This is a genomic window from Sulfitobacter sp. CW3, assembly GCF_019392245.1.
Taxonomy (GTDB): domain Bacteria; phylum Pseudomonadota; class Alphaproteobacteria; order Rhodobacterales; family Rhodobacteraceae; genus Sulfitobacter.
Window position 1 is genome coordinate 1 of the sequence record NZ_JAHXRL010000022.1, and the last position, 971, is coordinate 971.

Annotated in this window: 1 protein-coding gene; it reads right to left on the reverse strand. The window is 60.1% G+C overall.

Features of this window, described 5'->3' with window-relative positions; genetic code table 11:
* Positions 1–971 (reverse strand): zinc-binding dehydrogenase (locus KZZ06_RS20035; protein ID WP_219581756.1); only part of this gene is annotated, 971 nt, incomplete at both ends.

Sequence of the window (971 nt, forward strand, 5' to 3'; positions counted from 1 at the left end):
TGGTTGATTTCGTCCAATGTCAGTTTGTGGGTGATCATCGGGTCGATCTCGATCTTGCCGCTCATGTACCAGTCGACGATTTTGGGCACGTCCGTGCGGCCCTTGGCCCCGCCGAATGCCGTCCCGCGCCAGACACGGCCTGTGACCAGCTGAAACGGACGGGTCGAGATTTCGGCACCTGCGGGGGCGACCCCGATGATGATGCTTTCGCCCCAGCCTTTATGGGCGGCCTCAAGCGCTTGGCGCATGACCTTGGTGTTGCCGGTGGCGTCGAATGTGTAATCCGCGCCGCCTTTGGTCAGCTCTACCAGATGGGCCACCATGTCGCCGTCAACCTTGGACGGGTTCACGAAGTCGGTCATGCCGAAATAGCGACCGGTTTCTTCCTTGTCGTCGTTCAGATCGACGCCCACGATTTGATCCGCGCCGGCCAGCCGCAGCCCTTGGATCACGTTCAGGCCAATGCCGCCCAAACCAAAGACCACGCAGCGCGCGCCGATCTCGACTTTGGCGGTGTTGATGACCGCGCCAATGCCCGTGGTGACGCCGCAGCCGATATAGCAAATTTTATCGAACGGCGCGTCTTTGCGGACCTTGGCCAGTGCGATTTCAGGGACAACCGTGTGATTGGCAAAGGTCGAACAGCCCATATAGTGGTGGATCGGCGTGCCATCGAGCATCGAAAAACGCGTGGTGCCATCGGGCAGCAGCCCTTGGCCTTGGGTCACGCGAATGGCCTGACACAGGTTGGTTTTACCCGACAGGCAATATTCGCATTCGCGGCATTCAGGGGTGTACAGCGGGATCACGTGATCGCCGACCTCAAGCGTGGTAACGCCCTCGCCGATCTCCATCACGATGCCTGCGCCCTCGTGGCCCAGAATGGCCGGGAAAATACCTTCGGGATCATCGCCCGAGCGGGTGAATTCATCGGTGTGACACAGGCCCGTGGCCTTCATCTCAACCAGAAC